This window comes from Roseospira navarrensis (assembly GCF_009601025.1).
GTDB lineage: Bacteria > Pseudomonadota > Alphaproteobacteria > Rhodospirillales > Rhodospirillaceae > Rhodospira > Rhodospira navarrensis.
The window spans coordinates 1-473 of record NZ_WIVE01000183.1; the positions used below are offsets into that span (position 1 = coordinate 1).

At 68.7% G+C, this 473-nt stretch carries 1 protein-coding gene; it reads left to right on the forward strand.

Annotated features, from left to right (window positions below; genetic code table 11):
* Nucleotides 1–473, forward strand: a 473-nt coding sequence (gene istA, locus GHC57_RS19195) for an IS21 family transposase (protein WP_153347276.1), incomplete at both ends; no start/stop codon positions are given.

The following is a 473-nucleotide window of genomic DNA, read 5'->3' on the forward strand; positions in this document are numbered from 1 at the left end:
AGCCGGTTCCTGTGGGGCCGCTTCGTCCCCCACCAGGACCTGCAGACGGTGCTGCGCTGCCTCGCCGCCGCCTTCAAAGCCATTGGCGGGATCCCCGAGCAGGTGCTCTTCGACCGCATGAAGACAGCCGTCCAGGGCGACGGTGACGAGGGCATCGTCTACAACAAGACCCTGCTGGCCTTCGCCGCCCACCACGGCTTCGTGCCCAAGGCCTGCCGCCCCTATCGCGCCAAGACCAAGGGCAAGGTCGAGCGGCCGTTCCGCTACGTCCGTCAGGACTTCTTCCTGGGCCGCACCTTCCGCAACCTCGAAGACCTGAACCGCCAGTTCGACCAGTGGCGGGAGGAGGAGGCCAACGCCCGCCTCCATGCCACGACGCGCCGCATCGTCGCAGAACACTTCGCCGAGGAACAACCGTCCCTGAAGCCCCTGCCGGCCGGCCCCTTCCGCGCCGTGCTGAGCCTGGAGCGGCG